The sequence below is a fragment of the Ferdinandcohnia sp. QZ13 genome (genome assembly GCF_031324165.1).
Lineage (GTDB): Bacteria > Bacillota > Bacilli > Bacillales > Bacillaceae_L > Ferdinandcohnia.
Genome location: NZ_JAVIVW010000015.1, coordinates 516,953 through 540,688 on the forward strand (window position 1 = coordinate 516,953; position 23,736 = coordinate 540,688).

Genomic DNA, 23,736 nt, shown 5'->3' on the forward strand with positions numbered 1-23,736 from the left:
CACCCCTTAACCACACTATTATACAGGAGGTTAAGGTGCGTTACAATGATTGACATTTTCCATAAGTTGCGTTAATCATCGTCTGAGTATGGATTAATATGGACAAACACATTTTGTACTTGTGCATATTCCATTAGCTTTTCTTTTACTTTTTTACCGACTTTATGACCTTCTTCCACCGTCATATAAGGGTCAACAGAAATTTTTAAATCAACAATCACGTAATGCCCATGTTCACGTGCATGAAGTTCGGTAATTTTCATTACCTCTGGAACAGACATAACCAGCTTTCTAAATTCCGTAGTATCTTCATCATGTAATACATGATCTAACGTATTATGTATGGCTTCCGTTCCAAATTCCCATGCCATTTTGATAATGAGAACAGCGACAACAAGTCCTGCAACAGGGTCGGCATAAACAAGCCAATCTATCCCTAAATAGCCACCTAGAATGGCCCCCACAATCCCTATTAGGGTTGCAATTGATGCAAATACATCGGAACGATCATCATATGCATTGATAATAAGCGCATCACTCTTAATCTTTTTTCCAAGATTGTATTTATACCGAAACATGATTTCTTTAATAATGATTGAAAAAAGGACGGCATAAATAGCCATTGTCTTAGGGACCTCAATAGGCTTAAAAAATGCCCCAATGGAGCCTTTCCCGATTTCAAAACCAACGAGTGCAAGCAGTACCGCAACAATAATAGCAGAAACTGACTCAGCTTTCCCATGTCCATATGGATGATCTTCGTCTGGAGGTCTTTTAGCAGCTCTCACCCCGATGAATACAGCCACTGAACCTGCTACATCTGATGCTGAGTGAACAGCATCAGCAATAAGCGCCCGGCTATTGGATTGAACCCCAATAACCCATTTAATGATAGCTAGGATGATATTCCCCACAACACCAATAATGATGGCTTTTTCTGCTTGTTTAAAGCGATCATTCTCTTTCAAAAATCCTCATCCTCCCCATATAAGTTTGAGAATACGACACATGCTTTTTAGTGTAACCAAAAGCTGATTAACTCATCAAGTCTAAAATAGAAAATAAAAAGCCGTGAAAAATTCACGGCTTTTACTGTTTAGACTTGTGGATCTGTCTCTGTTTTCACAGGACGATTTTTTGTGATTTGCTTTGCTTTCCAAACTAACCAAAGCTGTGCTGCAATGAAGATAGATGAATACATTCCAGCAACTAAACCAATTGTTAAAGCAAATGAGAAGTTTGTGATTGCTTGTCCACCTAAAAGTAATAACGCAACACTTGTAAAGATTACCGTGATTGCGGTATTAACCGAGCGTCCTAATGTTTGTCTTAATCCACTATTTACGACGCTTGCAAGATCTTCATAGGTTTTAACACGCTTTTTCTTCTTCAATAGTTCACGAATTCTATCAAAGGTTACAATTGTATCATTGATTGAGTAACCAATAATCGTTAAAACGGCCGCGATAAATGTAACATCCACCTCAAGACGAGTAACACTAAAAAGAACAATCATAAAGAATGCATCATGGACAAGTGCGACAATGGCTGCCAATCCCATTAGCCATTCAAAACGGAATGCAACATAGATAATAATACCAAGCATCGCAATTATGCTAGCATAAAATGCGTTACGTGCTAATTCTTTTCCGACAGTTGGAGAAACTGTACTTACGTTAGGATCAGCCCCATAAAGATCATGGAAATGTGCCTTCACTTGAGCCACTTCATCTTTTGATAGCTCGTCAGCGAATCTAGCTACTCCAATTTCATTATTATCCCCGGAAATAATGATTTCCTTAGCTTCTAGATTTAGCTTACTAAGCTCATCCGTAAGTTCCTCTTGGGAAATCGAATGATCAGCAAGTACATCCATACGGGTACCAGCAACAAAATCAATTCCAAGATTAAGTCTAAAAATGATTAATACTATAATCCCCACTACAACCATTAGACCCGATGCAACAAAGAATTTATTCTTATGCTTTGCAAAATCAAAGCGATCAAATTTAGTTGGGTAATTTCCTTCTTCATCTGCATCAGCTAGATTTCGAATCTGACTTTGTTTTACACCAAACCAGCTAGGTCTCTTATTTAAGAATTTACTATTTACCCAAAGTCCGAGTAAAAGTCTACTTCCATATACTGCGGTTAAAAAGCTTAATAAAATACTAACGATTAACATCGTTGCAAAACCTTTTACAGCACTTGTACCAAAAATAAATAATACGACACCAGCCAAAATAGTTGTTATATTTGCATCAAAGATGGTTAAGAATGAGTTTTTATTACCTGTACGGTACGCAGATAAGATTGATTTCCCAGACCTTATCTCTTCCTTAATTCTCTCGTAGGTAATAATATTGGCATCGACCGCCATACCTACCCCGAGGATTAAGGCTGCAATACCTGGAAGTGTAAGTACTGCATTCATCCAGTCAAAAACAAGTAGGTTTAAATAAACAAAAATACTTAAAGTTACGGCAGCAATTAAACCAGGGAAACGGTAAAATACAAGCATAAATAATAGCACTAAGAAAATTCCAATTGCCCCTGCAAAAACCGTTTTATTTAATGCTTGCTCACCAAATTTAGCACCTACTGATGTTGAATAGATTTCTTTCAGATCAACAGGTAGTGCCCCAGCGTTTAGCAATGAAGCAAGTTCATTTGCAGATTCAACAGTAAAATTCCCACCCGTGATTGAAACTGTTTTTGTGTTAAATACTTCACCAACTGATGCGGCAGAAAGATACTTTGGATTTGGTTTATTACTTTCAGCCTCAAAGGAATCTACACCTTCTTCAAAGTCTAACCAAATCACCATAAGGTTATTGGGTGGACCATAATCCAGAACCTTTTGGGTTGCATTTTTCAGATCGTCAGAATTTTTAACTGTTAAGGCAACAGATGGTCTGCCCATTTCATCAAATGATTGTTTAGCACCATTTTGAGCTAATTGAGAACCATCAAGTAATACATTATCATGTACATCCCTAAAGGTAAGCTTCGCTTGGGTTGATAGAATTTCACGAATTTTATCCTGATTTTCAACACCCGCTAATTGCACACGGACACGGTCTTTACCTTCAATTTGAATATTTGGCTCGTTTACCCCTAGCACGTCAACACGGTTATTTAAGGCGTTTACCGTACTTACTAGAGCTTCCTTATCAATGACATCGCCTTCCTTAGCAGGCAATACCTCATAAAGGATTTCAAAACCACCTTGAAGATCGAGTCCCAATTTAATGTTTTTTGCGGTATCTATACCAGTTACGCCGATTAAGGCACCAAAGAGAAGCACTAATACGAAAAACACCACGATGCGGCCTTTTTTAACCATATGTATGTAAATCCTCCTTTAATTAGAAAAGCGCAAGGCGACCGTCTATCGTCGACAAGCATAAGAAGATCGCTGAAAGAAGGCATTATTTGCCTTGAGAAACGATTGGCTTATGACCTCGAGCCGATGGCGCCTGGAGCTAGACATCTAAAACTACGTACGAAATTTTATCATTTTAGCCTAGACATTTAGAGCCTGTCCTTTAAGCCCTCCATCACAATTATGAAACAATGCTTTTTTCATGTCAATTACAGCTTTCTGTAAATACCCCGCCACACTAAAAATATTTTTTTGATATAACAGATTAAAGTAACTTTTCTAGTACGTCTCTTCCTTCACCTTCAAACCAATTTGGCGCTTTAAAAGCCTCTACGGTTGCATAATTCATATAATCTCCAACTTTAACAGATAAAATATCGTTCACAATTTGATATAAAAGCTTCTCTTCTTTCTCTTTTCTCCATGTTTTATTTTTCAAGAACTCCCAAAGTTCGTCCTCTTTGACACTGTCATATCCGTACAGTTCAAATTCCTCCAATTTACTTTTTAAAACTGGACGAACCGTTTCTCGAAACTTGTCATACATGTGAGTCTCAGCTTGATTCACTCGTCATCTCTCCCAATAATCAAATACACCTCGGCGTATTTGCGCCCAGATTTTTTAGGCCCACACGAGGTGGGTCACAAAGACGTTGCCACAGGAAGTGGCATTCTTAGTCTTTGAACTTACTCTCGAAAAGTTTCCATTAAAAATCTGAGGCATCCGCCGGAGGCTCAACTTTATTTAGTAGAAGTGAGAGCTTCTACTAAATAAAGTTAACGAATACTTGTCATGCTTGGCCACATACCGTGCATATAGTTAATTGTAAATGATATCACCTTTTTTGAGAAGGTAGGGAAAATGAATTGTCAAAGCAAACATTCCTTAAAGGAACATTAATTTTAATTATCGCAGGACTCATTACAAGAATATTAGGATTTGTAAATAGAATTGTTGTCGCTCGATTAATTGGTGAAGAAGGTGTGGGGCTTTATATGATGGCAATCCCCACATTTGTACTCACCATTACCTTAACCCAGATGGGACTTCCAGTAGCCATTTCGAAGTTAGTAGCGGAAGCCGAGGCACAGGGTGATAAGAGAAAAATTAAGAAAATCCTAGTGGTCTCTCTTTTAATAACAGGTACTCTAAGTATTATCTTTACACCATTGATGATTTTTCTTGCACCGCTTTTATCCGAGACTTTACTTACAGATCAAAGGACCTATTATCCTTTATTAGCTATTTCACCAATTGTTCCAATTGTGGCAATTTCGTCTGTTCTCCGTGGCTATTTCCAAGGTCGTCAAAATATGAAGCCTCCTGCCTATTCACAAGTCATCGAACAAGTCGTAAGGATTACGTTAGTGTATGTATTCACGAAAGCATTTTTACCGATGGGAATTGAATACGCCGCAGCAGGTGCAATGCTTTCGGCTGTTATTGGAGAATTAATGTCATTAATCTATTTATTCTTTATGTTTAAATTAAAAAAACGAATTCGAATCCGAAAGAACTTTTTCAAATCGGCTAAACACGGGAAAGAAACCTTTCATGATTTAACACGAATCGCAGTCCCCACATTGGGAAGCAGATTAATTGGGTCCATCTCGTGGTTTTTTGAACCGATTGTTGTGGCACAAAGTTTAGCGATAGCTGGTGTGGTTACTCACCTCGCAACAAGGCAATATGGAGAGTTAACAGGATTTGCGTTACCACTGCTCATGCTTCCATCTTTTATCACAACTTCCTTGTCAACAGCACTTGTTCCTTCAATTAGCGAAGCTGCAGCAAAAAAACAAACATTATTAATTGAATATCGTCTAAAACAGGCATTACGTTTATCACTAGTGTCAGGTGGGTTGGCCATCGTTGTATTATATGTGTTTGCCTCCCCTGTTATGGAGCTTATGTATGGGAATAGTAATTCGGCGATTTATATTAAGGTAATGGCACCATTTTTTATCTTTTATTATTTTCAAGGACCTCTTCAAGCAACACTGCAGGCGCTTGATTTAGCAAAGGCTGCGATGATTAATAGTTTTATCGGTAATATCATCAAAACTGCTGCTATCTTTGTTCTTGCAACAAGACCTTCCCTTGGGATTATGGGCGCTGCACTTGCCATTGTCATCGGAATGATGCTTGTAACCTTACTTCATTTTTCAACGATTGTGAAAGTGATCTCTTATAGCTTCTATATTCGAGATTATCTTAAGAGTGGTATCACAATGGTTTTGGCTGGAGTTGGTGGTCACTACTTTTATCAACTATTTCTTCCAGATAGTTCCCTTGCCACCCGAACGCTTGTAGCAATCACCGTAACATCATTCATTTATATTGTATTCCTGTTTGTTTTTAAGCTGTTAACAAAAGAAGAAGTGAAACGAATACCGTTCATTGGGCCAAAACTTGCAATGCTTCTATAAATGACGAAAAGGTAGCCGAATTGGTTACCTTTTTTCGTCCTTGATATCTACATGAAGTTTCCCATGATGATAGCTACAATAGGATATTTTTTTAATATCGGTATGCCCCAACTTCTTCATTTCAGAACGCAGCCAAAATTCTGTTTTATTGATTTGATTTAAATGTTCATCCTGGATTTGACCATCAAGGATGAGTGGTAAATCAATTGAATAATCAGTTGATTGAGATGCTTGGTTTTGATTCTTTGTTAAAACAGATAAGTCACCTGAAGATTCTAATATGGCAAACTCTACATCTGCTAAGTTTTTCACATCTTTTTCTCTTAGCTGCATCAGGAGATCATCAAGATTATATCGTTGCTTTCTCATGGCATCTTCATCGATTTTTCCTCTATTAATAATTACGGTTGGTTTACCATCAATGATTTCCCTTACTCTCTTACTTTTTAATGAAAGGAGGGCAAGAGAGTATTGGATCACCATTAGTAATCCCATCGGTATGACGGAATGCAAAATTGGATCTTTTGGAGATTCTATTGCGATAACAGCCATTTCGGCAATCATCATAGATACAATTAAATCCAAAAGACTAAGTTCACCAATTTCACGCTTACCCATCAATCGAAAAATCAAAAGAATAATGACATAAAGTAAAACAGTCCTCCCCATAATGACGAGGTATTCCTCCAAGTGAAACCCTCCTCTCCTATGAGAAATGATTAGAAAACATAGTACATTTTAGTTTGCACAAATTGAAGAAAAAGTTTTTTCATAAGTTTTTCCAGTCCGCTTTAGTGGACAAGAAAAGTTTGTACTTTTTATTCTAATTCATAATGGACATGAATATGCTCGTACTAAGGGAATTCTGTATGAAAAAGAGGGGGAGAGAAACGGAATGAGAAAAATGGGTGTTGCAATGGTTTATGGAGTAGTGGCAATTTTTGTAATTGTTATCCTATCTAGTTTACTTATTTCACTATTACTGCGATTTACTTCACTTCAAGAATCATCTATGTCTTGGGTGATTTTAGGTGCTTCCTTCCTTGCACTTTTTGCTGGAGGTTTTGTATCAGGAGGAAAAGGGAAGGAAAAAGGTTGGCTAATAGGTGGGGGAACAGGGATTTTATATTCCATCATTGTGTTTATTGTTCAATTCTTAGGCTATGATACTACTTTTACAGCAGAGCAAACGATGTACCATGTTGGCTTTTTAGCGGCAGCTGTCATCGGTGGCATCTTCGGGGTAAACATGACTACCCCATCAAGAAGAGAGGCTTAATAGGTGGAACTAAAAAAAGAGCGCCAAAGACGCTCTTTTTTTGATTTCAATTAGTCCCTAATCACATCACGAACTGCTTGCTTGTCGTATGTAAGATTCGCATTACCTGATTTAATGACTACCTTATTTTCATCAATTGAATCAATAATTCCATGTAAACCACCAACAGTAACTACTTTATCGCCCTTCGCAAGGTTAGACTGCATTTGAACTGTAGCCTTTTGACGCTTTTGTTGTGGACGAATTAACAAGAAATAGAAAATCGCAAACATTAGAATTAAAGGACCAACTGTTCCTAAAATACCTTCCATTTATTTCACCTCCCATGTATTTCTTTTTTTCATTGTATTTTATTAGAAGTTTTTCGCGTTTGGTTTGTTGAAACCATATCGCTCAAAAAATTCTTCACGGAAGTCTCCAAGACGATCTTCTCGAATCGCTTGTCTGACTTGCTCCATTAATTTTAACAGAAAATGAAGATTATGATAAGTAGTAAGTCGAATTCCAAATGTTTCACTTGTCTTTATTAAATGTCGAATGTAGGCACGACTGTAATTTTTACAAGTATAGCAATCACAATTTTCATCAAGTGGCCTAAAATCACGGGCATATTCTGCATTCTTTACAACTAATCGACCTTCACTTGTCATAAGAGTTCCATTACGAGCAATTCTCGTCGGAAGAACACAGTCAAACATATCAATTCCACGGATAGCTCCATCAATAAGAGAATCCGGTGAACCTACACCCATTAAATATCTCGGTTTATCAGACGGTAAATGTGGTGTTGTAAATTCAAGAACTCTATTCATCACGTCTTTAGGCTCACCAACAGATAAACCACCGACTGCATAGCCAGGAAAATCTAAGGATACTAAATCTCTTGCACTTTGCTTACGAAGTTCTTCATATTCTCCCCCCTGAACAATTCCAAAAAGTCCTTGGTCATGAGGGCGACTATGAGCTTTTAAACATCTTTCAGCCCAACGGCTTGTCCGCTCAACAGATTTTTTCATGTATTCGAAGGTAGCTGGATATGGAGGACATTCATCAAATGCCATCATAATATCGGATCCTAGTGCATTTTGAATTTCCATCGCTTTTTCAGGAGATAAAAATAACTTATCACCATTTAAGTGATTTCGAAAATGAACGCCTTCTTCCTTAATTTCACGAAATTCACTTAAACTAAAGACTTGGAAACCACCGGAATCAGTAAGGATCGCTCTATCCCAATTCATGAATTTATGTAAGCCACCAGCTTCCTTAATAATGTCATGGCCTGGTCTTAACCATAAATGATAGGTATTACTTAAAATAATTCCAGAGCCCATCTCTTTTAGGTCTTCAGGTGACATTGTTTTTACCGTTGCAAGAGTTCCAACTGGCATAAAGGCAGGTGTTTCAAAAGAACCATGTGGTGTATGCACTATTCCAAGCCTTGCACCCGTTTGCTTACAAGTCTTAATATGTTCGTATCTTATTGCTGTCACTGATAACTGTCTCCTTTATCAAAGGTAGTGGTATGTCACCACCCGAAATTCTAAATTACTTAATAAGCATTGCGTCTCCGAAACTAAAGAATCGGTAGCGTTCTTTTACTGCTTCGTTATAGGCATGAAGGATATTCTCGCGCCCTGCTAACGCGCTAACGAGCATGATGAGTGTGGACTTTGGAAGATGGAAATTTGTGATAAGTCCATCAATTGCCTCATATTGATATCCAGGATAAATGAATATACTTGTCCAACCACTTGATTCTACAAATTTCCCATGATTTTTCACAATGGTTTCAAGTGTTCTTGTAGAGGTAGTTCCCACAGAAATAATTTTTCCACCATTTGTCTTCACATCATTTAATAGTTTAGCGGTTTCTTCATTCATTTGATAAAATTCCGAATGCATATCATGATCTTCAATTGTATCCGAACTTACCGGACGGAAGGTTCCTAAACCAACATGTAAGGTTATAAATGCTGTGTGCACACCCTTGTCACGTATTTCCTGAAGTAGTTCTTCTGTAAAATGAAGTCCAGCAGTGGGTGCAGCAGCAGAACCACGATGCTTCGCATACACAGTTTGATATCTTTCTTTATCATCTAATTGTTCATGTATATATGGTGGCAGCGGCATTTCACCTAATGCATCCAAAACCTCGTAAAAGATGCCTTCATAGTGGAATTCAAGCATTCTACCTCCATGATCACCGATGTCTGTGCAAGTTGCTGTTAATCGGCCATCACCAAAGGTTAACACGGTTCCTTCCTTCACCCGTTTTGCAGGCTTAACTAGAGTTTCCCATGTGTCGCCATCTCTTTGTTTTAATAGCAGCACCTCCACTTTAGCGCCTGTATCCTCTTTTACGCCGTAAAGTCTTGCTGGAAGCACACGTGTATCGTTTAAGACCAAGCAATCCCCTTTATTGAGGTATGAAAGGATAGAGCGAAAATGACTATGAGTAATTTCACCCGTCTCCTTGTCGACTACCATTAGCCTTGATGCCTCACGATTTTCAAGTGGGGTTTGTGCAATTAATTCCTCTGGTAAATCAAAATCAAATAAATCTACTTTCATGTTTTCACCTTATTCCTAATAGCTTTCTAACGAAATCGACCAAACACGTAAAAAATCAATGATAATATAATGCTAATTACAATAGATGTAACAATTGGAAAGTAAAAGGTTGTGTTTCCTTTTTTCACAACAATATCCCCTGGCATCTTCCCAATAAAGTGCATAAAAAACCCAACAGCCAATAGTATAATCCCCATTATCATTAGCATTTTGCCCATGTTTCATTTACTCCTTTGGAACCTCAATTTGAAAATGTCGATAAACAAGCTCTGTTACGACACGACCACGTGGGGTTCTCTGCAAGAAGCCAATTTGAAGAAGGTAAGGCTCATAAACATCTTCTATCGTATGAGGCTCTTCTCCAATCGTCGCTGAAATCGTCTCCAACCCAACTGGACCACCGCGAAACTTTTCAATGATTCCTTTAAGTAATTTATGGTCAATATGGTCAAGTCCTAAACGGTCAACCTGAAGTAATTCTAATGCTTTACTTGCCATTTTAGTTGTAATTGTACCGTCTCCACGTACCTGTGCAAAATCTCTAACCCGCCTTAGCAATCGATTGGCTATACGAGGTGTTCCTCTTGACCTCCTGGCAATTTCATGTGATGCCTGGTCTTCGATTTCAACCTCTAATAGTTCCGCTGTCCTTGTTACGATATCAGCAAGTTGATTTTCATTGTAATATTCAAGTCGACTAAGGACACCGAATCGATCCCGAAGTGGTGCAGATAAAGAACCAGCTCTTGTTGTTGCTCCAACTAGTGTAAATGGTGGCAAATCAAGCCGGACCGAACGTGCCCCTGCTCCCTTTCCGATCACAATATCCAAACAAAAATCCTCCATTGCTGGATATAATACTTCCTCGATTGAGCGTTGTAGGCGATGAATTTCATCAATAAATAGAACATCACCTGGTTCAAGGGCTGTTAAAATGGCTGCTAAATCTCCAGGTCTTTCAATCGCTGGTCCTGAGGTTGTACGAATATTTACGCCCATTTCATTTGCAATAATGGTAGCAAGCGTTGTTTTCCCTAGCCCTGGGGGTCCATATAATAATACATGGTCCAATGTTTCCTGCCTCATTTTTGCAGCTTCAATAAAAATCGATAAATTCGATTTTACCTTTTCTTGTCCAATGTATTGGGATAATGTTTGTGGTCTAAGGCTTTGCTCGATTGCTGACTCTTCGTAATTAGTACTACCTGAAACGATTCTGTCCTCCATTCAAGCAACCCCCTTATTTTAATAGCTTTTGTAAAGCCTTTTTAATATATAAATCTGTTGAAAGTTTTTCTTTTCTTAATTCTGGCAATACTTTATTGATTTCTCTTTCAGCATATCCTAATACTTTCAAAGCTTCCACAGCTTCATCAAGTTCTGTATGGCTCATATCTGCCTCAAGTTCATGATCTTCTGAAAATAGATCTGGATGTAATGAAGGCATCAAGTCATGAAGTTTTCCTTTTAAATCTAAAATAATTTGGCGAGCTGTCTTTTTCCCGACCCCCGGGAATTTTACTAGATATTTTTCATCCTCATTTTCAATTGCTCTAATAACCTGTTCCGGTTCACCAGAGGCAAGAATCGCTAGCCCACCTTTTGGACCAATCCCTGTAACATTTAACAATTTCAAAAATAAAGCACGTTCTTCACGTGTCTTAAAGCCATAGAGAGCCAAAATATCCTCTCTAACGTGCTGATATGTATAAACGGTTTCCTGACTCTCCCTTTTAAAAACAAATGGATTAGGTGTATAAATGAGATATCCAACTCCGTTGTTTTCAACTACAATGTATTCAGGATTGATAGAATCAACCGTCCCTTTAATAAATTCAATCAAACGTCTTCTCTCCCCTACTTTGCTGTACATCATTTTATCATATTCATCAAAAAAAGACTAAAAAGGATGTTCAAAAAGTCCGGTGAAAATGACACTTCAGTAGAGGAACTTCGACTAACTACCGACACGTCCTGTGTCGAACGTCGAAGTCACCACATCCTGTGGAAGCTCGTTGGCTTGTTTTTCCGTTGCTCATGTATCAAATACATACGCTCCGCTACTCAAAACTGCGCCGCATCGAACTTTCGACGCACAGGATGTGCTAGTGCCGGCGACGCCACAGGACGTGGCGTTTTTAGCCGGCGTGGTCCTTTTCATCCTCCTCTTTGAACTCAAAATAAAATAAAAGAGAGACTAGCAGCTTTCCTAGTCTCTCAAATGTTTTATTATTAAGGGGAGGATGTATATGTTTTATACGTTTCAATTACATTAATATATTCATCCTTTGTACCAATTTTAATGCCTTTTTTTAGTAAATCATGTTGGTAACTTTCAAGCTTTTCAACATCGATTTGAAAGAATGATTGAATGACTTTATCAGATTCATCAGGTTTCCCATTAAAAATAGATAAAATCCCATCTTCTGTTAAACCAAAATAGCCATTTGTTTTAAGTAATGGCGAAATATCATCTATACGCTGTTGGAAAACAACTTGATCCTCATCCTGATGAACTAAACTCCAATCCTCGTATTGAGCCCAAAAATCTTCCATTGATAGGATTGTTTCTTTCAATATTTCTTCGCTTACCTCTCCATCCAAATAAACGCGTTCAAGAATAACCGTGACTTCTAACGGACCATCCACCTCTTGAACTGGATCATTATTTTCCTCGTTTAATTCGGCTCCGTTCCCTGAAAAGCTTGGCAATATGAATACAACCGCTAGACAAACGATCACTTTTGCTATCGTTCTCATTTTGGCATCACCTCTTACAATTAGTTGCCAACAACTTTACCATTTAGAAATGCAATGACTGCCCTACACCCATTAGTGTGACCAAAATTAACAGGTTTATCCAATAAATTTTCACCTTTTCTTATTCATTAAAAAAGGATGCCCAAAAGGACACCCCATATACCACACTAAGCTTAACCCCTATTATCATTTGTGAATGGTGCTTTAATGGTATTGCCAATGTTGTTAAAAAGGTCTTTTATGTCAGCATCGATTGTTTCGCGTCTGTTTCCATTTCGAATATCATTATCGATATCACGAACTCGAGTAAAAGTACCTTCATCTGTTACAACATTAACATTTCGATTACCAGCAAGTGGTGCAACAGCTTTTTCCACCGCATTTTGGACATTATTGCGGTTGTTATTATCATTTGTATTAACTGCAACCAATACATTATCGTCTGTCACGATTACACGAGCATCTTTGACATTTTTAACCTTAGCAGCACGGTCGGAAATCTTACGGACTAAATTTCCTTTGTCATTGTAATATCCATAAGTTTGTACTTTATGGTTATTGTCATTAAGATGGCTGCTATAGTTGCGGTCAGCATATCCATGTTTATTATAACCAATTGTATTTGGGTTGCCGTCATTAAAAGGGTTTATTGTACGTCCATCACGATGATTCATGATGCCGTTTCGGCGCTGTTCATCGCGATAGTTCATAATTCCAGGACGGTTTTTCATCGTTTTGTCGTTGTTTAAAACACCCATTCCGTTATTACCGCCTGTTCGGTTGTTCATGGTTCCGGTTTTGTTATTTCTGTAATTTCTGTTGTTCATTACCCCAGTACGATTGTTACCGTTGAAATTGTTGCCATTACGATCCATAATCTCTGTTAATGGACCATCGTTGTCGCGTATACGGCCATTTCCATTCCGGTCACGATCATTTTCGTTTGAGTAATACCCAATTGGTCTTGCGTTATCATTATAATCCTTATTCGGTGCAGCCCCTTGGTTAGTATTACAAGCCGTTAGGCCCCCAAGCAATAATGCTGCAGTTGAAACTGAATAGAGTATTTTCCTCAATACAATAACCCCCTTTGACCTTTTGAACATAATTTTATGTTCATCTTTTAGCTTGGCTTATCAAAGGGGGATTATTTCTGTTACTTATTTGCAGGATATAAAGATTTTGGGCAAAAATTTTTGATGTATTTCTATTTATTCTCAAACATTTTTTGATGATAATGACAAAAAATAAAAGGACGAACTTTTTATTCGCCCTTGCAAAGTTATTTATATTTTTAATCGTCTAAGTCATCATCGACATCAGGCATGTTAAACATTGGGTTAAATGCCATTTGTTGATTTGGATTCATGCCAAATGGTGCACCTTGATATCCTGGGAATCCTTGTTGTGGTAATTGCCCAGCTAATATTTGCTTTGGACCGCCACATCCACAATCTCTTTGATTATAGAATTGTGCTGGCATCATTTGAGGATTCATTGGTCCCGCAAAACCTGGTGCTTGAGTTCCAAATGGATTATAACCCATTGCTGGACCTACAGCTTGTGGTGTAGCTTGCATAGGCCAACCGGATCCATATGGCATTGGTCCCGGTCCCGGAAATCCTGGATTAAAGCCAGAACCTGGCATTACCGGTGAAATAGGTGCACATGGGCCCATCGGCATTGGTGGTGCTTGCATCGGACCCATTTGTGGCATTACAGGTACTTCGCCCATTTCCTCCTCTACACCTGCCACCATTTGTGGCATTTGCATTTGCGTCTGCATCACATTTAAATTGTTAATATCAATTTCGAATGGATGTTGCTGTGGCATTTGAATAGGTACCATTTGTTCTTTTACACCTTCTGTTCGTGGAAATCCCCCCATTGGACTAAATGGAACCTGTGACGGAAATCCTCCCTGAAACCCCGGTACAAAATTAAAGCCAGAACCTGGCATTACTGGCGAAATTGGTACACAAGGTCCCATCGGCATTGGTGGAGCTTGCATCGGAGCCACCATTGGCATTTCTGGTATTTCTTCCATTTCTCCCTCTACACCTGCCACCATTTGTGGCATTTGCATTTGCGTCTGCATGACATTGAAATTGTTAATATCAATTTCGAATGGATGCGGTTGCGGCATTTGAACAGGTGGCATTTGTATTGGTGCCATTTCTTTAACTTCCTCTTTTACCCCTTCAGTTCGTGGGAATCCACCGAATCCACCCATTGGGTTAAAAGGCCCCTGTGGAGGAAATCCTCCCTGATATCCTGGAACGTAATTAAAACCATAACCAGGCATTACCGGTGTCATAGGCACGCAATTATTAAACATTGCAGGATGTTGTAACGGCATCTGTGGCATTATAGGCATTTGTGATTCAAAATCTTCCTCTAGTTCCTCTTCTTCAGGTGCGAACATCCCTGGTAAAACATTCTGTGGTGGTGTTGGCAACATTTGTTGTTGCATCACATTATAATTATTGATATCAATTTCTAGTGGCTGATATTGCGGCATCTGTGGCATAACAGGCATTTGTGGCGGCGCTGCTGGCATTTGTGGCATTACCGGCATCTGTGGCATCTGAGGAATATACGGTCCAGTTTCCACTCCTTTTACCTCCTCTTCTTCTTCCTCTATTTCCATCACTGGAAATGGCTGTGGAGCAATAATAGCAAACGGATGCTGAATTTGTGCTTCCTTTTTTGGTGCTACATGAATTTGAGCTTCCTTTTGTTTAACTCCACCAATTTGTGCTTCTTTTTTTACATGTACAGTTCCGGTAGGCACTTTAATTTTCATACCTGGCATAATCATATCCGGATTGCTTAACTGGGTATTTACAGCTTTTAGTTCTTGAAAGTCGACACCATATTTTTTCGCAATTTCCCATAAGGTGTCGCCTTTTTGAACGATATGGATCTTCACGCGATTTTCCCCTCCTATACATAAGTCAATACATACTATGACAAATTAGGCAAATTGCCACTATTTCTCATCACAACTTATGCGTAGGCTTCACAAATTATGTACAGCAAACATGATGGCCATGCGTAAAAAAATAAAGACTTAACCAATGGTCAAGTCTTACATTCGATAATATGGATAGCTTCCTAATACGGTGACACCACTTCCCAAAGCCTCTAATTCAGCAATCGCGCTAGGGATTAGAATTTCATCCATCTTTTGTTCAATATCAATTAAAAAGAAGTAATTACCAAGCCCTGTTTTCATAGGTCTTGATTCAATTTTTGATAAATTTAATTTTCTCCATGCAAATACAGATAATACTTGATGCAATGCTCCAGCTTGGTCTGATGGCAATGTAACCATTAACGTGGTTTTATTTCCTGTACCGTCTCTTTTAATATCTAAGTCTAGCATCTCTTTATGTAGGACAACAAACCGCGTATGATTGTTATTAAAATCATGGATATCATGTCTAACAATCGTTAAACCATATTCCTTGGCTGCAAATGAGTTTGCAATTGCAGCTAGTTTTTGGTCTGGATGTTCACTGACAAACTTTGCTGCTGCACCTGTTGAACTTGCTTCAATCGGCTGTATATTCGGAAAGCTATTGTATAAAAATTTATGACATTGTGCGATTGCATGTGGATGTGAATATATGCCCTCGACTCTTTCCCAATCGTTTGTATTCTCCGGGTGCACCATTAAATGTTGCTTTATTGGGATGATCACTTCACCCACAATTTTCAATTGTTTTTCGTGAATCAAGTAGTCAATTGTTAAATTAACAGTTCCTTCAATCGTATTTTCAATCGGAACAACAGCTACATCGACTTCCCCATTTTCTACTGCATCAATACATGCAGGAATTGTACGGTATGGTTTGTTATTCTTACCAGGAAATAATGCAGAAACCGCTTGTGCTGTAAATGTAGCGTTGGGACCTAAAAATCCCACGTTCGTTATTGTCATCGTGTGTCTCCCCCTATGCCCCTGTTCCAAGAATTTCAACTTTATCAACGAATTCGAGCTTGCGAAGTTTAGCAAGGAGGTCAGTTACTTCACCATGCATGCCTGATGTATTTAACGAGAGTGTTACATTCGCCTTTCCTCTTAGCGGAATTGTTTGGTGGATTGTTAATACATTACAACCGGTGTCTGCTACTGTTCTTAGTAATTGTGAAAGTGTACCAGATCGATCTTCCAAATGAAAAAACAAAGAAATAATTTTTTCTTTAACCGTTGTGTGAAAAGGAAAGACAGTGTCTTTGTATTTATAATAGGCACTTCTACTCAAGTCTACTTTTTGTGTAGCTTCAGCAATTGACTGTGCTTGCCCACTGTCTAATAGTTCCTTTGCATCCAGGGTTTTTCGAACCGCTTCTGGAAGAACATCTTCACGAACCAGATAGAATTTGCCATCCATGTAAGCTACTCCCCCTACTACCTTCTTTTTTAATGAAGTTCAAAAATGCGGTAAAAGTGATATAGGAACTTCGACTAAATGCCGAAAGAGTCCTATTCATCCCCCTTTTTGAACACGCGTTATTTTATTCTATAAATTCAAATTCATAGTCGAGTAATTTTACGATATCCCCGTGTTTTGCACCTTTTTCACGAAGGGCGTCGTCGATTCCCATTCCCCTTAATTGGCGGGCAAATCGTTTTACTGACTCATCCCTTGTAAAATCAGTCATTTTAAAGAGTTTTTCAATTCGTTCCCCAGTAATCACAAATGAGCCATCGCTTTCACGTGTGATCACAAAATCAACTTCTTCTTTTTCGTGACGGTACATTACGCGATGAGTACTTGTATCTTCCTCCACCTCAAGCGGAAATTCTGGAGTGTTTTCAAGTAAGTCAGCAATGGTAAATAGAAGATCACGAAGACCTTTTCTCGTAATTGCTGAAATCGGAAAAATTTTCACATCATCCTGAAGTTTTTCTTTAAATACTTTTAAATTCTCTTCCGCCTCAGGAATATCCATTTTATTTGCCACAATAATTTGCGGACGTTCAGTTAAGCGAAGATTGTATTCCTTTAATTCCTGATTGATTGTGCAATAGTCTTCGTAAGGATCTCGACCTTCCATCGCAGACATATCAATGACATGAACAATCACTCTTGTTCGCTCAATATGCCGTAAAAATTGATGTCCAAGGCCCACACCTTGATGTGCACCTTCAATTAGACCTGGAAGATCGGCCATCACAAAGCTACGTCCATCTTCGGTTTCCACAACTCCAAGGTTTGGAACAATCGTAGTAAAATGGTATTCAGCAATTTTTGGTTTGGCTGCTGACACAACGGATAATAGGGTCGATTTTCCAACACTTGGAAATCCAACAAGACCAACATCAGCCAACACTTTTAGTTCAAGTCTTACATATCGCTCCTGCCCAGGTTCACCATTTTCAGCGATTTCCGGAGCTGGATTGGCAGGTGTCGCAAATCGAGAGTTACCTCTTCCACCACGACCACCTTTCGCAATCACTGCTCTTTGACCATGCTGAGTTAAATCCGCAATGACTACACCTGTATCATCATCTGTTACGACGGTTCCAGGTGGTACTTTTACAACCATCGGCTCCGCATTTTTACCATGCTGATTTTTAGACATTCCGTGTTCTCCACGCTTTGCCTTAAAATGCCGTTGGTAACGGAAATCCATCAAGGTTCTAAGTCCTTCCTCTACCTCAAATATGACGTCAGCACCTTTTCCGCCATCTCCACCTGCTGGTCCACCCATTGGAACATACTTTTCACGACGATATGCAACCATTCCGTTGCCACCGTCACCACCTTTTACATACACTTTGACTTGATCTACAAACATGTCTTACCTCCGCTTATTTATGCACTTTAAACTTTATGCAATATGTATTGTTAGACTTACTTCTTCATTATGTACTTTGTATTCCGTTAGTTTCGGGAATTTTTCTGATTGGCTCATTGTTGTTAGCCAATTTGTTAGATTTTCCTTATTTTTTAGTATTCCACTAAAATCGAAAAAGAATCGAGTTTCCTCAGTCGAACAGTCTATCGTGAGCGATAAATGATTTTCTCCCCGATCGTCTACTGCTTCTTCAAGTATGGTAAAAAATTGTGTGGACCATTCAGCTAAATTCTTATCGTGGTTTGATAGGTTTCGAATGTCACCGACTAGATCATAGTCTAATTGATATTTATGTGGTTCCCAATTAAAGGTCATGATAAGTGCAGCAAAGGATGGAATTTGTAAATTTGTTAGATGCGTTTCATTTTGAGCATCGATTACAATCTCTTCAATAATCGTTTTAACCCGTTCAAGTTTATTTAGTGAGATATTTCCTTTAATCAATTGTATTTTATTTAACCAATCGTGACGTGTATGTTTTAAAACATCAATCGTACTCCAATTTTTATTCATGTCATTTCCCCTAAAAGTCAAATGTCGTTAAAAACAACATTTTTGATTTCGAATCTTGTCTAAAAATTATATCAAACCTTGAAAAATAACACTACATTCTAAACGTACAATTGTTCATAAAAATAAAAACTCTAACCATGTGGTTAGAGTTTTATGTGCAACGATTACGCTTCTTGCGCAGCTGGGTATACACTTACTTGTTTGCGGTCACGGCCTAAACGCTCAAATTTAACAACTCCGTCAACTTTTGCGAATAGAGTGTCGTCACCACCACGGCCAACGTTTACTCCTGGGTAAATTTTAGTACCGCGTTGACGGTATAAAATAGATCCACCAGTAACGAATTGACCATCAGCACGTTTTGCACCAAGACGTTTCGCGATTGAATCACGACCGTTCTTTGTACTACCTACCCCTTTTTTAGAAGCGAAGAATTGAAGGTCTAATCTTACGAACATTTGTTCCACCTCCTGTAAATGAAGTTTTTATGATTGAATTTTCATATATTGTCCATAATCAAGTTCAATCGTTTGTAGGGATACAAGCATTCCTTCTAGAAGAAGTTGTACTTTTTCCTCAATTGTCTCATCCTTAAGAGAAGGAATCTGACAGCGGAGGAAACCATTTTTTTCTTGCTCCAATATCGGCTCTACTTTACATAAAGCATATATGGAATTAATGGTACCGAAAGCAACCGCTGAGGCACCTGCACAAACGATATCCTTACCAGGAACATCATATTCGGCATGTCCACTCATTGTGAATGAATCTATTCTACCAGTACTATTACGATTAATAGTTACCTTTATCATGATAGAAAGCCTTATGCGTTGATTTTTTCGATTACAACTTTAGTGTAAGGTTGACGATGACCTTGTTTTTTACGGTAGTTCTTTTTAGCCTTATATTTGAAAACAATGATCTTCTTAGCGCGACCTTGCTTTTCAACTTTAGCTGTAACAGTTGCACCTTCAACAGTTGGGCTACCAACTTTCACGTTTTCGCCACCTACGAATAAAACCTTGTCAAATGTAACTGTTCCACCTTGTTCTACGTCAAGCTTCTCAACATAGATTTCTTGGCCTTCTTGAACTTTAATTTGCTTACCGCCAGTTTCAATAATTGCGTACATACTTGCACCTCCTAATAGTTTGGACTAAGACTCGCCACTACACAGGCGCTCCATTTAAGGAAACTTAAATACCTGGAATGTGCGGTTGTAGCAATGGGTGCTACAAACAATAACATGAAAATATTATCACAAAGCCAAGGTGGAGTCAATATTAAATATCAATGTTGAATCAGGATAAGGGATGTAGTCTTGCCCTTATTTCGTCATTACTACCTATTTGTCTAATATTATAATCATGTCGTGATGAAACAAGTTCTGTTATGTAAATATTAATAGACAATGCTTCTTCTAATCGTTTCTTATGTTCATTATGCTCTCCAAGAAAAACATGTTTCACTTCTTCAGTTGCTTCAATCCAGATAGCTTCATGGTCCATTCCTTGTTGCTCCCATAGTTCTCTCTCAAGCTTAAAAACAACAGTTTCAGGAGAATCAATCCGACCAGTACCAGAACAAGTTGGACAGTTCGTCTGTAAAATAGCGGAAAGATCATTTCTTGTTTTTTTACGAGTGATTTCTAAAATACCAAGTGAAGTAAAGCCATGAATTGTCACCCGATTTCGGTCTTTCTGTGATACAGAGCGTATAGCTTGAATTACTTTTTGACGTTCATCATTTATCTTCATATCAATAAAATCAATTAAGATGATTCCACTAATATCACGTAGCATTAGCTGATATGCTATTTCTTTTGCTGCAGCTAAATTCACTCTAAACACGGTGTCTCGTAAATTTTCTTTCCCTTGAAATTTACCGGTGTTTACGTCAATAATTGTTAATGCTTCCGTTTGCTCAATTAACAAATAGGCACCATTGTCAAGCCACACAATCGATTTGAGACCTCGTTCAATTTCTTTCTCGATCCCATAGAAAGAAAAAATATTTTCTTTCCCACGATAATAAGAGACTTTTTCTTCACCTAGCTGTTCCTTTAATTGTCGATACATTTGCGCATCATCTATCACAATTTCTTTAATCGTTTCGAGCCGATGCTCGAGTAAAATTTTATCTACAAGATTATTCGCATCAAATAATAGACTTGGCGCTTTCAATTGTTTTTGTTGTTTTTGCAAAGATTGGTAACGACTTCGTCCAAATTCGAGCTCCTTCAAAATTTTCACTTCATCTTGATTTTCACATGCTGTTCGAACAATTAGCCCCTCTTCGTTTTGAAGATAGGCTTTTCCAAATCTGCGCCATCTATCCCTTTCTTCTTCCTCTTTCATTTTCCTAGAGACAGCTACATAATTTCCAAACGGCAAATAGACAAGGGAAGTACTAGGAAATTCAATAAGACCAGTTAATTTAGGGCCTTTCCTATCTGCCCCTTCTTTCGTTATCTGGACAATAATTTCCTCACCTTGTCTAACAAATTGGGATATACTTTTTTCTTTTTCATTAGGGGGTGCTAGATGATAAGACACAAGCTGCTCTCGACCAATATAACCGTTTCGGCCTAAGCCAATATCAACAAAAGCAGCCTGCATTCCCGGAAGAACATCAATTACACGCCCCTTATAAACATTTCCGACGATTTCTTTATGTTTGGGCTGTTGGATATTTATTTCTAAAACTTTATTTTCCTCTAGCACTGCGACACGTTTTTCACTTGTTTTTACATTAATGATAATTGTTTTCAAACCTTTAATCCTCGCTTTAACGTTACACTTTCTTTTTTAATGTACCCTAACTAGTAACGTCAATACAAGTAGAGAAGCTCACCAACCGGTTGGGTAATCTTTTTATCATTAAAATAGGCATGTAAAAGCTCATTTTCATCAAGAGGCTGTTGATTTTCTCCATCCTTTTGGATCACAATCGGATGCTTGCATCCCCGTTGAAACATAGATAGAACGGTATATACCATCTCTGATTCATCTACGACCAATGGCTTTAATTTCGTAAAGGTGTCCTGCTTTCCATAATAACGCTCCAGCAAGAATCTCATAAACACGTAGTGCCGTTTCCGCCACTCCATTACAATCGAAAAGAAAAGGAAGGATAGGATGACCCAGAGATTAAGATTAGTAGGACTATAGACGACCATCCCCAGTAAAATGATTACCGCAACCATGCTTGATACAAAAAGCATTCGTTTATGCGCTTCAAAAAAAGAATGTCTATATGAGAAAAATAAATATAAAAGTTTCCCTCCATCTAATGGCCATATTGGAAGGAGATTAAAGAAAAAGATAACCACATTATGATAAAAAAAGAGGTCAAAAGTCTTTTCGGAAATAACAGACCCAACTGTTAAAAAATAAGCAAGTGCCACCATCCATATATGCTGAAGAGGTCCTGCTACTATAACAAGAAGCTCCTCTTTCAGGGGACGATTACCGTGCTCATCCATCTCCGCCACACCACCAAATGGAAGGAGCTGTATCTTTTTAATTCTCCATGAAAAAAAATGGGCACATGCAGCATGTCCCATTTCATGGACCAATATGATAAAAAATAACATCAATAGCTCCCTGAAATGTGCAGTAATGACTGCCACTCCAACGATGAGCCAAAGCAATGGATGTATTTCAATTTTTCTGAGGAGCTTTACATATTTATTCAAATTTTATCACCTGTATCGGATCAATAAATGTTTCACCTTGCTTAATTGCGAAATAATAGGTTCCTTTGCTATCACTCTCTGGTTCTTTAACCTTACCAACTTCCTGCCCTTTTTCCACATAATCATAAAGTTTCACATCAACCGAACCTAAATTTCCATACCACGTTTCAGATCCATCACTATGCTTGATGACCACTGTTTTTCCTAGTTCTCCCTTAACAGAAACCTCTTTTACATAACCTGAGTTCATAGATTCAACAACTTTGCTATCTGTTTCAACAATAACGCCTTGGCCATTCGCTTCAAAGGATTCAGTCACTTTTCCTGCTGCAGGAATCGCGTATTTACCTGGAGTAGCGGTGTTACTTTCTTCTTTATTTTGATTGATTGGGATCAATGCAAGTGGACTACCAAAAGTATCTTTATACCATTCAGTAACAGCTGCAAATTGAAATTCAGTCTCCATTGTACTTGTTACAAAATGCCTAACATTCTCAAATGTTGGAGACTGGTTTTTAAATATAATGCCGATCGATAATACAAGGATTGCTGAAAGTAATACTTTAAAAAGAAAAACTTCCTTACGAAACAGTGGATGCCCGCTTTCTCCTGGTCCACCATCGAAAGATGAGTATGTACTGCCTCCATATCGCTCCTCATCACTTGCCAAAAAGGGAGGAGCTGCTTTTTGGGGAGTAACAGAGGTGGAGTATCTCGCACGCTTTCTTTTTTCAATCCGCCTTCTAATTTCGTTCGCTCGATTACTCATATTTCCACATCATTCCTTGTCCATATTATTTGTACAAGTCTATGACTGAAGGGCTTTAGATATGACAGCATGAAGTTTTTTATCGATTAAATTTGATGATTGATAACTAAGAAAGACAAACTTGATATTAGTAACAACCGAAAAACTATCTATAAAAAAGGCTCTATTCTAAAGGATTGTTGTTATTAACATAAAGTTTATTGGTGGAACTAGGGTGATTTCCGCTTCTGGCACTCGCTTTCCGCGGGCGATCCGCAAGCCTCCTCAGGCCTACACGATGTAGGTCACGAAGCCGTTGCCACAGGACGTGGCGCTCTTAGGCTTCGAACATTAATGCCTCACTGCGGGGTCTCGCTTGGCTCGCTATTCCCGCAGGACGTTGACCTTGCTTCCTTGAAACTACACCGCACGAAGAAAATGCCTGCATTTTCGAGGATCTCGCGCCATACGCTCCAATC

General features: G+C 38.4%; 24 protein-coding genes, 1 pseudogene and 1 other annotated feature. Of the genes and pseudogenes, 2 read left to right on the top strand and 23 right to left on the bottom strand.

Annotation, left to right across the window (positions count from 1 at the left end; translation table 11 throughout):
- Nucleotides 1-71 precede the first annotated feature (71 nt).
- From RGU12_RS16305 to RGU12_RS16315, 3 genes are all read right to left on the bottom strand, one after another.
- Entirely contained in the window at nucleotides 72-968 is an 897-nt protein-coding gene (locus RGU12_RS16305; RefSeq protein WP_309537001.1) for a cation diffusion facilitator family transporter, read from the bottom strand.
- Between the two features lie 128 nt (nucleotides 969-1,096).
- Nucleotides 1,097-3,346: a protein translocase subunit SecDF gene (secDF, locus tag RGU12_RS16310; protein WP_309537002.1), complete on the bottom strand. Its 2,250-nt coding sequence runs from the start codon at nucleotides 3,344-3,346 to the stop codon at nucleotides 1,097-1,099.
- 304 nt (nucleotides 3,347-3,650) lie between these two features.
- The gene (locus tag RGU12_RS16315) at nucleotides 3,651-3,932 is read right to left on the bottom strand and encodes a post-transcriptional regulator (RefSeq protein ID WP_309538270.1); all 282 of its coding nucleotides are present in this window, start codon (nucleotides 3,930-3,932) and stop codon (nucleotides 3,651-3,653) included.
- A gap of 320 nt (nucleotides 3,933-4,252) precedes the next feature.
- On the opposite strand from RGU12_RS16315, the gene spoVB reads away from it, so the two are divergent.
- Nucleotides 4,253-5,815 (top strand): stage V sporulation protein B, encoded by a 1,563-nt coding sequence (spoVB, locus tag RGU12_RS16320; RefSeq protein ID WP_309537003.1) that lies wholly within the window; start codon nucleotides 4,253-4,255, stop codon nucleotides 5,813-5,815.
- 24 nt (nucleotides 5,816-5,839) lie between these two features.
- Here the strand turns inward: spoVB and RGU12_RS16325 are convergent, their stop codons facing one another.
- On the bottom strand, nucleotides 5,840-6,505 hold the full coding sequence (locus RGU12_RS16325) for a DUF421 domain-containing protein (protein WP_309537004.1): 666 nt from the start codon (nucleotides 6,503-6,505) through the stop codon (nucleotides 5,840-5,842).
- Between the two features lie 205 nt (nucleotides 6,506-6,710).
- On the opposite strand from RGU12_RS16325, the gene RGU12_RS16330 reads away from it, so the two are divergent.
- The gene (locus tag RGU12_RS16330; RefSeq protein WP_309537005.1) at nucleotides 6,711-7,094 is read left to right on the top strand and encodes a TIGR04086 family membrane protein; all 384 of its coding nucleotides are present in this window, start codon (nucleotides 6,711-6,713) and stop codon (nucleotides 7,092-7,094) included.
- 50 nt (nucleotides 7,095-7,144) lie between these two features.
- Here RGU12_RS16330 and yajC read toward each other — a convergent pair whose 3' ends face one another.
- The 19 genes and pseudogenes from yajC to RGU12_RS16425 all read right to left on the bottom strand — a co-directional run bounded on the left by yajC (nucleotide 7,145) and on the right by RGU12_RS16425 (nucleotide 23,278).
- Complete coding sequence (yajC, locus tag RGU12_RS16335; RefSeq protein ID WP_136377654.1) at nucleotides 7,145-7,405, bottom strand: preprotein translocase subunit YajC; 261 nt, start codon at nucleotides 7,403-7,405, stop codon at nucleotides 7,145-7,147.
- 42 nt (nucleotides 7,406-7,447) lie between these two features.
- A complete protein-coding gene (gene tgt / locus RGU12_RS16340) occupies nucleotides 7,448-8,587 on the bottom strand; it encodes a tRNA guanosine(34) transglycosylase Tgt (RefSeq protein WP_309537006.1) in 1,140 nt (379 codons plus the stop codon).
- A 55-nt stretch (nucleotides 8,588-8,642) separates the two neighbouring features.
- Nucleotides 8,643-9,668: a tRNA preQ1(34) S-adenosylmethionine ribosyltransferase-isomerase QueA gene (gene queA, locus RGU12_RS16345; protein WP_309537007.1), complete on the bottom strand. Its 1,026-nt coding sequence runs from the start codon at nucleotides 9,666-9,668 to the stop codon at nucleotides 8,643-8,645.
- Nucleotides 9,669-9,694: 26 nt separating this feature from the next.
- On the bottom strand, nucleotides 9,695-9,886 hold the full coding sequence (locus RGU12_RS16350; RefSeq protein ID WP_116351617.1) for a DUF2905 domain-containing protein: 192 nt from the start codon (nucleotides 9,884-9,886) through the stop codon (nucleotides 9,695-9,697).
- Nucleotides 9,887-9,893: 7 nt separating this feature from the next.
- Nucleotides 9,894-10,895 (bottom strand): Holliday junction branch migration DNA helicase RuvB, encoded by a 1,002-nt coding sequence (ruvB, locus tag RGU12_RS16355; RefSeq protein WP_309537008.1) that lies wholly within the window; start codon nucleotides 10,893-10,895, stop codon nucleotides 9,894-9,896.
- Between the two features lie 13 nt (nucleotides 10,896-10,908).
- Nucleotides 10,909-11,511, bottom strand: coding sequence for a Holliday junction branch migration protein RuvA (ruvA, locus tag RGU12_RS16360; RefSeq protein WP_309537009.1), 603 nt, complete (start codon nucleotides 11,509-11,511; stop codon nucleotides 10,909-10,911).
- A gap of 389 nt (nucleotides 11,512-11,900) precedes the next feature.
- Nucleotides 11,901-12,428, bottom strand: coding sequence for a BofC C-terminal domain-containing protein (locus RGU12_RS16365; protein WP_309537010.1), 528 nt, complete (start codon nucleotides 12,426-12,428; stop codon nucleotides 11,901-11,903).
- Between the two features lie 173 nt (nucleotides 12,429-12,601).
- Nucleotides 12,602-13,504, bottom strand: coding sequence for a YhcN/YlaJ family sporulation lipoprotein (locus tag RGU12_RS16370; RefSeq protein WP_309537011.1), 903 nt, complete (start codon nucleotides 13,502-13,504; stop codon nucleotides 12,602-12,604).
- 1,678 nt (nucleotides 13,505-15,182) lie between these two features.
- Nucleotides 15,183-15,360, bottom strand: a pseudogene (safA, locus tag RGU12_RS23840) (SafA/ExsA family spore coat assembly protein); the annotation flags it as partial.
- A 159-nt stretch (nucleotides 15,361-15,519) separates the two neighbouring features.
- Entirely contained in the window at nucleotides 15,520-16,374 is an 855-nt protein-coding gene (gene pheA, locus RGU12_RS16380; RefSeq protein WP_309537013.1) for a prephenate dehydratase, read from the bottom strand.
- A 13-nt stretch (nucleotides 16,375-16,387) separates the two neighbouring features.
- Entirely contained in the window at nucleotides 16,388-16,828 is a 441-nt protein-coding gene (thrR, locus tag RGU12_RS16385; protein ID WP_116351623.1) for a transcriptional regulator ThrR, read from the bottom strand.
- Between the two features lie 124 nt (nucleotides 16,829-16,952).
- Complete coding sequence (gene obgE / locus RGU12_RS16390; protein WP_309537014.1) at nucleotides 16,953-18,239, bottom strand: GTPase ObgE; 1,287 nt, start codon at nucleotides 18,237-18,239, stop codon at nucleotides 16,953-16,955.
- Between the two features lie 33 nt (nucleotides 18,240-18,272).
- Nucleotides 18,273-18,812, bottom strand: a complete 540-nt coding sequence (locus tag RGU12_RS16395; protein WP_309537015.1) for a Spo0B C-terminal domain-containing protein — start codon at nucleotides 18,810-18,812, stop codon at nucleotides 18,273-18,275.
- 164 nt (nucleotides 18,813-18,976) lie between these two features.
- A complete protein-coding gene (rpmA, locus tag RGU12_RS16400; protein ID WP_010678277.1) occupies nucleotides 18,977-19,270 on the bottom strand; it encodes a 50S ribosomal protein L27 in 294 nt (97 codons plus the stop codon).
- 27 nt (nucleotides 19,271-19,297) lie between these two features.
- Nucleotides 19,298-19,624 carry a ribosomal-processing cysteine protease Prp gene (locus tag RGU12_RS16405; protein WP_116351626.1) on the bottom strand — a complete coding sequence of 109 codons (327 nt, stop codon included), beginning with the start codon at nucleotides 19,622-19,624 and terminating at the stop codon, nucleotides 19,298-19,300.
- A gap of 11 nt (nucleotides 19,625-19,635) precedes the next feature.
- A complete protein-coding gene (gene rplU, locus RGU12_RS16410; protein WP_116351627.1) occupies nucleotides 19,636-19,944 on the bottom strand; it encodes a 50S ribosomal protein L21 in 309 nt (102 codons plus the stop codon).
- A gap of 17 nt (nucleotides 19,945-19,961) precedes the next feature.
- Nucleotides 19,962-20,041, bottom strand: a sequence feature (ribosomal protein L21 leader region).
- Nucleotides 20,042-20,113: 72 nt separating this feature from the next.
- The gene (locus tag RGU12_RS16415) at nucleotides 20,114-21,583 is read right to left on the bottom strand and encodes an Rne/Rng family ribonuclease (protein WP_309537016.1); all 1,470 of its coding nucleotides are present in this window, start codon (nucleotides 21,581-21,583) and stop codon (nucleotides 20,114-20,116) included.
- Between the two features lie 59 nt (nucleotides 21,584-21,642).
- On the bottom strand, nucleotides 21,643-22,509 hold the full coding sequence (locus RGU12_RS16420; protein WP_309537017.1) for a M50 family metallopeptidase: 867 nt from the start codon (nucleotides 22,507-22,509) through the stop codon (nucleotides 21,643-21,645).
- A complete protein-coding gene (locus RGU12_RS16425; protein WP_309537018.1) occupies nucleotides 22,502-23,278 on the bottom strand; it encodes a peptidoglycan DD-metalloendopeptidase family protein in 777 nt (258 codons plus the stop codon). Before RGU12_RS16425 ends, RGU12_RS16420 begins: the two co-directional genes overlap by 8 nt.
- Nucleotides 23,279-23,736 lie beyond the last annotated feature (458 nt).

What these genes read in the sequence shown, in the direction of transcription:
- secDF (WP_309537002.1), bottom strand. Translation starts at nt 3,346, where the DNA reads ATGGTTAAAAAAGGCCGCATCGTGGTGTTTTTCGTATTAGTGCTTCTC.
- RGU12_RS16315 (WP_309538270.1), bottom strand. Translation starts at nt 3,932, where the DNA reads ATGTATGACAAGTTTCGAGAAACGGTTCGTCCAGTTTTAAAAAGTAAA.
- RGU12_RS16330 (WP_309537005.1), top strand. Translation starts at nt 6,711, where the DNA reads ATGAGAAAAATGGGTGTTGCAATGGTTTATGGAGTAGTGGCAATTTTT.
- yajC (WP_136377654.1), bottom strand. Translation starts at nt 7,405, where the DNA reads ATGGAAGGTATTTTAGGAACAGTTGGTCCTTTAATTCTAATGTTTGCG.
- queA (WP_309537007.1), bottom strand. Translation starts at nt 9,668, where the DNA reads ATGAAAGTAGATTTATTTGATTTTGATTTACCAGAGGAATTAATTGCA.
- RGU12_RS16350 (WP_116351617.1), bottom strand. Translation starts at nt 9,886, where the DNA reads ATGGGCAAAATGCTAATGATAATGGGGATTATACTATTGGCTGTTGGG.
- ruvB (WP_309537008.1), bottom strand. Translation starts at nt 10,895, where the DNA reads ATGGAGGACAGAATCGTTTCAGGTAGTACTAATTACGAAGAGTCAGCA.
- RGU12_RS16365 (WP_309537010.1), bottom strand. Translation starts at nt 12,428, where the DNA reads ATGAGAACGATAGCAAAAGTGATCGTTTGTCTAGCGGTTGTATTCATA.
- pheA (WP_309537013.1), bottom strand. Translation starts at nt 16,374, where the DNA reads ATGACAATAACGAACGTGGGATTTTTAGGTCCCAACGCTACATTTACA.
- thrR (WP_116351623.1), bottom strand. Translation starts at nt 16,828, where the DNA reads ATGGATGGCAAATTCTATCTGGTTCGTGAAGATGTTCTTCCAGAAGCG.
- obgE (WP_309537014.1), bottom strand. Translation starts at nt 18,239, where the DNA reads ATGTTTGTAGATCAAGTCAAAGTGTATGTAAAAGGTGGTGACGGTGGC.
- RGU12_RS16395 (WP_309537015.1), bottom strand. Translation starts at nt 18,812, where the DNA reads ATGAATAAAAATTGGAGTACGATTGATGTTTTAAAACATACACGTCAC.
- rpmA (WP_010678277.1), bottom strand. Translation starts at nt 19,270, where the DNA reads ATGTTCGTAAGATTAGACCTTCAATTCTTCGCTTCTAAAAAAGGGGTA.
- RGU12_RS16405 (WP_116351626.1), bottom strand. Translation starts at nt 19,624, where the DNA reads ATGATAAAGGTAACTATTAATCGTAATAGTACTGGTAGAATAGATTCA.
- rplU (WP_116351627.1), bottom strand. Translation starts at nt 19,944, where the DNA reads ATGTACGCAATTATTGAAACTGGCGGTAAGCAAATTAAAGTTCAAGAA.
- RGU12_RS16425 (WP_309537018.1), bottom strand. Translation starts at nt 23,278, where the DNA reads ATGAGTAATCGAGCGAACGAAATTAGAAGGCGGATTGAAAAAAGAAAG.